Here is a 6,334-nt window from a genome sequence, read left to right as displayed (position 1 = left end):
GACACAGAGCCTTGCGCACACAAAATGGTTATGCAAATACCACATAGTATTTACACCTAAGTATAGACGTAAAGTTATATATAATCAATACAGAAATAGTTTACGTGAAATACTGAGACGTTTGTGCGAATATAAGTGCGTCAAGATTATAGAGGGGGGGAGCTTATGGCAGATCATGTGCATATGCTAGTATTAATCCCACCTAAAATATCAGTTTCATCTTTTATGGGATATCTAAAGGGTAAAAGTGCACTAATGATGTTCGATAAACACGCAAACTTAAAGTATAAATTTGGAAATAGACACTTTTGGACCGAGGGATATTATGTAAGTACGGTAGGTTTAAATGAAGCTACCGTAAAAAAATATATACGTGAGCAAGAGTTACATGACCAAATGAAAGATAAACTTAGTGTAAAAGAATATGAGGACCCTTTTAAGGGTAGCAAGTAATACATATCCCCTTTAAGGGGAGCGTTACGAGTCAATGGCTATGCAGCTTGAACGTAGTGAAAGCCAGCGCCTTTAGACGCAGGCCTAGTACTATGGGCTTATAGCCCGTGAGCAAACCACCCGTTTTACGGGTGGTTCTGATTTATGATAACAATAATTAAAAAATAATAACAAAAAATATAGATTTGATAACAAAAAAATTGAGAAGCAATGCGATTTGGTGTATAATAAATAAAATAGGAGGTGCATTGAATGTATACTGAAATTTCCAAAATAATTGAAGGTGCGTTATCCGGAGACAAGGAAAAGGTCTTTAATTATTCTAAAATATTGGCTAAAAATTTAGAAAATAATGGTGACTTAGCATTATCACGAAAAATAAATAATTTATTATCAAAAAAAAGAGGAGGAATATTGTCCTTAGATTCATTATCATCTAAGCCTGTTGATGGTGAAAGCAGAATGGACATGGTGGATATTTGTTATCCAATTATTGATAGAGACAAATTAATTTTGAATAATGAAATTGACAACAAAATTAAGGAGTTTATAAAAGGTTATGAAAATAGAGATAAATTATTAAAAGCTGGAATAGATGAACCTTGTACATTGCTTCTCTATGGTCCGCCTGGATGTGGTAAAACCTCAATGGCACAATATATATCTATGGAGACTGGACTTCCATTAGTAACTGCAAGGTTGGATGGAATGATTTCATCTTTGTTGGGAAGTACAGCAAAAAATATTAGGAAAATATTTGATTTTGCTTCAAGGCAAGAATGTATCTTGTTTTTAGATGAATTTGATGTAATCGCTAAAATAAGAGATGATAAAAATGAGACGGGAGAATTAAAAAGAGTTGTAAATAGCCTTATTCAAAATATAGATATTTTTAGCAAAGATAGTATTATAATTGCAGCTACAAATCATCATGAATTACTTGATCCCGCTATTTGGCGTAGATTTAATAGAGTTTTGAGTGTTAGTAAACCAACAGAACTTGAAATTAATAGTTTGATTCATACATGTATCAATAAATCAAAATTTAAATTTGATATTTCAGATAAGAAAATTGAGAATATATCAAGTTCGTTAATAGGATTAAGTCATTCTGATATTAACACTATAATGAATAATTCTATGAGAAGTTCCGTAATAAATGAAAAAAATGAGATTACATTATTTGATATTTTAAGAGAAGCATTTTTGTTCAAAAATCATTCAATAATTAGTGACATAGAGTTCCTTGAATTTTTAATTCAAGGAGGAATGACTCATAGAGAATTGCAAAGTTGTGGATTTCCACTGAGAAGAATACAGATGGTTTCTAAAAAGTTAAGGGGTGAATAATAATGAAAGAGAAATTGCCAATTAAATTTTTTGCTAAACGTGAAGAAGATAAACAAAGAGTAGAAGGTGGAGGTAAAAAAGAACTTCCTAAATTTGTTCTAAGTGGTAGTGAGTTAAATGAAAAATCTGCTGAATTGTCTCGAATGATTTTTGATGCGTTAGAAGAAGATTGGGAAGACAGAAACATACCAGTTATAATTGAAGCAAAATTAAATAAAGATGCTCATGCTAAAAGCCATAGAAAGAAAATCGAGAATATATTTTTTACTAATAAGAATAATGTTATTGGAGTTTCAGATGAAAATACTTTAATTGTTCGTGTAGATTCTCAAAAAGATGGAGCTAAAATTAAAGAAAAAATAACCGATGTTAAAAATAATGCATATGGTATTTCGGGTATTGACAATATCATTAAATATAAGCCTACTGTATATAAAACGGAAGGCGTCTCTAACTATAAAGTGAAACTTTTTAACTTCAACGAGTTTTCTATTAACACAAGTCATAAAGCAAAATTTGAGATGCTTTTGAGAAATGAACATGTAGAATTCGCAAAAACAAATTATACGAAATCACTGATAATATATAAACTATGCAATATATCAAATTTGCAAGTGGATCAGCTCGTAAATAGCACATTATTTGACTTAGCAGAAGAATTTGTTCCTATGCCATATGTATCAATTAATTTAGATGTTTTGAATAAAAAAGATGAAATTAAAGTAAAAGAATATGATGTTGATAAAAAAAGTGAGATTGTCGGTGTTTTAGATAATGGAATATGTGGGATAGCCCCATTAAAGTCATGGATTTATGGAAATAGAAATTCCCCATATCCAAATGAATTAATATCGGAAAGTCATGGAACATTTGTTGCGGGTGTTATTACATATGGGGATGAGTTTCAAGGAGAAGAAGTTGTCGGAGCTAAAAATATAAGAGTCTTTGACGCTGCGATTTTTCCAGATACTCAAAAGGAAAGAATAGAAGAAGATGAATTAATAGAAAACATTAGAGAGGTTATAAAAAATAACCATAAAGAAATAAAAATATGGAATTTATCAATAAGTATTGTTCGAGAAATATCTGAACAAAAATTTAGCGATTTTGCTATTGCATTGGATGATATTCAAGACGAATATAATGTCCTAATATGTAAATCAGCTGGAAATTGTACTAATTTTGCTAGAGGAGGTGCTGTTGGCAAATTACACGAAGGAGCTGATTCCGTTAGATCATTGGTGGTTGGATCTATTGCAGATAAAAAAGAGGATGGTTGGATATCTGAGCCATATAACTTATCGCCATTTTCGAGAAGAGGTCCAGGTCCTGCATATATAATAAAGCCTGATATTGTCCATTTAGGCGGTAATGCTGGAGTTAATTCACAAGGAGAGATTATTCAAGGGGGAGTAAAATCATTTTCTAAAAATGGAGAGATTGCAGAACAAGCAGGCACTAGCTTTTCCACCCCTAGAGTAGCTGCTTTAGCTGCGGGATTATTAAATGAAATGGATGAAGAATTTGACCCGTTGTTATTGAAAAGCTTAATAATTCATTCAGCTAATTATCCTAATAATACTGAAATACCAGAATTTGAAAGAACTAAATATCTTGGTTTTGGATTACCTGATACCGTTCATAACATATTATATAATACTCCAAATGAAACAACTTTAATACTGCGTGATGTTTTGCCAAAAGGAAGATTTATAGATATTAAAGACTTTCCTATGCCAGAATGCTTGGTAAAGAATGAGTTCTTTAATTTTCAGGCTATTGTAACACTTGTATATGATCCTATTTTAGATCCAACTCAAGGGTTCGAATATTGTCAATCGAATATAGATGTGAGGTTTGGTTCTTATGATGAAAAGGTACCTAGAGATACAAGTAAGAATTGTATACTAAATCCGATTGGAAGGAGTGGGGCTCAAAATATATTGGTGGGTTCATTATATAGCAAGGTCAAAATGAGAGAATCATCGAAAGAGTTTGCGTTAAAAGAAAGAATGTTAATTCAGTATGGAGACAAATATTATCCAGTAAAAAAATATGCAGTGGATACATCTGAGTTAACAGACGGGAACAAATTGAAATATACAACTGCCGATAAAAAATGGTATTTAACTATAGATAACACTTATAGAAGTAGTATTGAAGATAGGGCAGCTATCGAGAATAGGGAATTAAGTCAAGAATTTTGTTTAATCATCACAATTAAAGATCCAACTAATACTTGTAATGTTTATAATGGTATTACACATAAACTCGATGAATATAATTTTTGGCACAATAATATCAAAATATCTGAAAACATCAATATTAATTTATAAAAGAACATTAAAAATGGGTAAGAAATTAATTATCTCTCAATCTCCTTACCCATATAAATTCCGTAATTTTTTCGTATCTTGTAAAGCTCGTCCATAGCAGATTTTGAGGAAGAATACTCTTGCATGAGGATATTCTTTTTTTCTTGTAATTTATCAAGCTCAGCTAAAATATCTTTTGAATTTGGGAGCTTAGAATAGGATTTTTTAAGCTCTGAAAGAGCATTTTCATATAGGGTAATCTGAGCTTTGTACTCTTCAAAAAATGCCTTGTCAGATGGATTAGCCTTATATTCCTTGTAGCATGTCATGTATTTTTTAACGGTATGAACTTTCTCCATAGTGGTAGAAAGCATCTGTATTTCCTTGTCAATAGCCTTGACTTTATCCTGTAAATCTTGCTTTTCATCGGATGCTTTCCTGATATAATCATCAAGCTGCTTAACGGATTTAATGCCATATTTTCTGATAAAGATAACGGATTCTGCCATTGTATTAAGATTATGTTTGGTTGCCCAATATTTGTAGCCTTTGCTTTCCTTTACCTTCGCATTGGTATTCATATCAATGACATTTCCAATGCGTTTTTTGACAGCAGGGGTTTTAATAGACACTCTTTCTGCAATGTGTTCTTTTAATCTTTCTTCGGTATAATCTTCTCCGATTGTTTTAGCTCTTGTAAATCTCGGCTTATCTTTCGGCTTAAAAGCAATGTGTTTGCCATACTTAATTTCATAGCCAAGATCAGCCATCTTCTTTAGAAATTCATCCCAATCATGAGATTGCTTTATCATTCTGTCAATGTCAAATTGAAGTCTGCTTTTCCAAGAAATACCACGCTTTGCCTGTTAGTTTTCATACCAAGACTTATCGTTAATTTTATATTTTTTCTTATAGCTTTCGTAAAACTCATCAATGACAGATAAGTTGTTTTCTTTGCACAGTTTATCACTTTGATATTTGATTTTATGATAACTTTTCTTATTGGACTGATAGCATTTGCCGGTAACTATATTTACATTGTTAAAGATGATGTAGTTATGAATATGCCCCTTATCTATGTGAGTAGATAAGACAAATTCATACTCATTTTTTAATATCTTTTTACACAGTTTCATACCAATCTGGTGTGCAATTTCAGGCGTAGTTTCTCCCGGTAAAAAGGATTGAATAAGATGTCTTGCAAGAACAGTTCCTTTTGTTCCTGCATCATTTCGTGTTCTTAAAAATTTTGTATGAGCAGTTTCTTGATGACATTTATGTGTACTTACCAAGATTTGTTCATCTGTTTTTTCTCCATTTACGATGTAGTCAATGGTAAGATTAAGGGTTGATTTTATAGGGGGGATTTTTATGTCTACAATTAAAATTGAAAACCTCAATTTCTCATATTATGGTTATGTAAACCCTGTATTTGAAAATGTATCATTTTCATTTGATACAAACTGGAAAATAGGATTGATAGGAAGAAATGGAATAGGTAAATCAACTCTATTTAAGTTACTTTTAAATCAAGAAACTTATCAAGGTAAAATAAGCAAGGATGTTGACTTTATTAAATTCCCACCCAATTTAAGTGATACTTCAAAATTAGGAATTGAGTTATATAAAGAACTAATATCGGATGAGGAAGAATGGAGATTATTTAGAGAACTTAATTTGCTAAATGTAGATGAGAACCTTGTTTACAGGGGATTTGAAACGCTTTCTAAAGGAGAACAAACAAAAATTCTTTTAGCTATTTTATTTACAAGAGAAGATGGTTTTTTACTTATAGATGAACCAACAAACCATTTAGATATGGACGGGAGAAAAATTGTAAGTGAATATCTGAAAAATAAAAAAGGTTTTTTACTTATATTGATCTGCACCCATTTTCTTGGACAGATATAATTAAGCTATTTTTTTGGAATGAGTTCGGTATTCTACTGGACTCATTCCTTTTAATTATTGTCTTTAGACTGGTTCGCGACGTAGTCGCGAATCATTAAACCACCCGCTATGCGGGTGCGGCAACGAAAGTTATACAAAAAAATCACCTTGCTTAAGTATAATGTAGGTGTTCAAGCCGTATTATATGCAAAAGAAAGGTGATTTTATATGGCAACAAAGACACAGAGCCTTGCGCACACAAAATGGTTATGCAAATACCACATAGTATTTACACCTAAGTATAGACGTAAAGTTATATATAATCA

Annotated in this window: 3 protein-coding genes and 3 pseudogenes; 5 read left to right on the top strand and 1 reads right to left on the bottom strand. The window is 31.5% G+C overall.

Features of this window, described 5'->3' with window-relative positions:
- The 3 genes and pseudogenes from tnpA to VCHSUH04_RS09960 form a co-directional block, all read left to right on the top strand.
- Positions 1 to 453 (top strand): annotated as a pseudogene (gene tnpA, locus VCHSUH04_RS09970) (IS200/IS605 family transposase); the annotation flags it as partial.
- A gap of 252 nt (positions 454 to 705) precedes the next feature.
- Positions 706 to 1,803, top strand: a complete 1,098-nt coding sequence (locus VCHSUH04_RS09965; protein WP_105086445.1) for an AAA family ATPase — start codon at positions 706 to 708, stop codon at positions 1,801 to 1,803.
- A gap of 2 nt (positions 1,804 to 1,805) precedes the next feature.
- Positions 1,806 to 4,139: a S8 family peptidase gene (locus tag VCHSUH04_RS09960; RefSeq protein WP_105086444.1), complete on the top strand. Its 2,334-nt coding sequence runs from the start codon at positions 1,806 to 1,808 to the stop codon at positions 4,137 to 4,139.
- 29 nt (positions 4,140 to 4,168) lie between these two features.
- Here VCHSUH04_RS09960 and VCHSUH04_RS09955 read toward each other — a convergent pair.
- Positions 4,169 to 5,500, bottom strand: a pseudogene (locus tag VCHSUH04_RS09955) (relaxase/mobilization nuclease domain-containing protein).
- On the opposite strand from VCHSUH04_RS09955, the pseudogene VCHSUH04_RS09950 reads away from it, so the two are divergent.
- Positions 5,490 to 5,996, top strand: a pseudogene (locus VCHSUH04_RS09950) (ATP-binding cassette domain-containing protein); the annotation flags it as partial. The pseudogenes VCHSUH04_RS09955 and VCHSUH04_RS09950 sit on opposite strands and share 11 nt — an antisense overlap.
- 240 nt (positions 5,997 to 6,236) lie before the next feature.
- Positions 6,237 to 6,334 (top strand): transposase (locus tag VCHSUH04_RS09945; protein ID WP_199176446.1); only part of this gene is annotated, 98 nt, incomplete at its 3' end.

The sequence above is a fragment of the Veillonella sp. T14073-2 genome, assembly GCF_002959875.1.
GTDB classification, from domain to species: Bacteria; Bacillota; Negativicutes; order Veillonellales; family Veillonellaceae; genus Veillonella; species Veillonella infantium.
This window is presented reverse-complemented; position numbering and strand designations above follow the sequence as displayed.

Bases quoted from the DNA above. Each gene is read 5' to 3' on its own strand.
- VCHSUH04_RS09965 (WP_105086445.1), top strand. From the start codon at position 706: ATGTATACTGAAATTTCCAAAATAATTGAAGGTGCGTTATCCGGAGAC.
- VCHSUH04_RS09960 (WP_105086444.1), top strand. From the start codon at position 1,806: ATGAAAGAGAAATTGCCAATTAAATTTTTTGCTAAACGTGAAGAAGAT.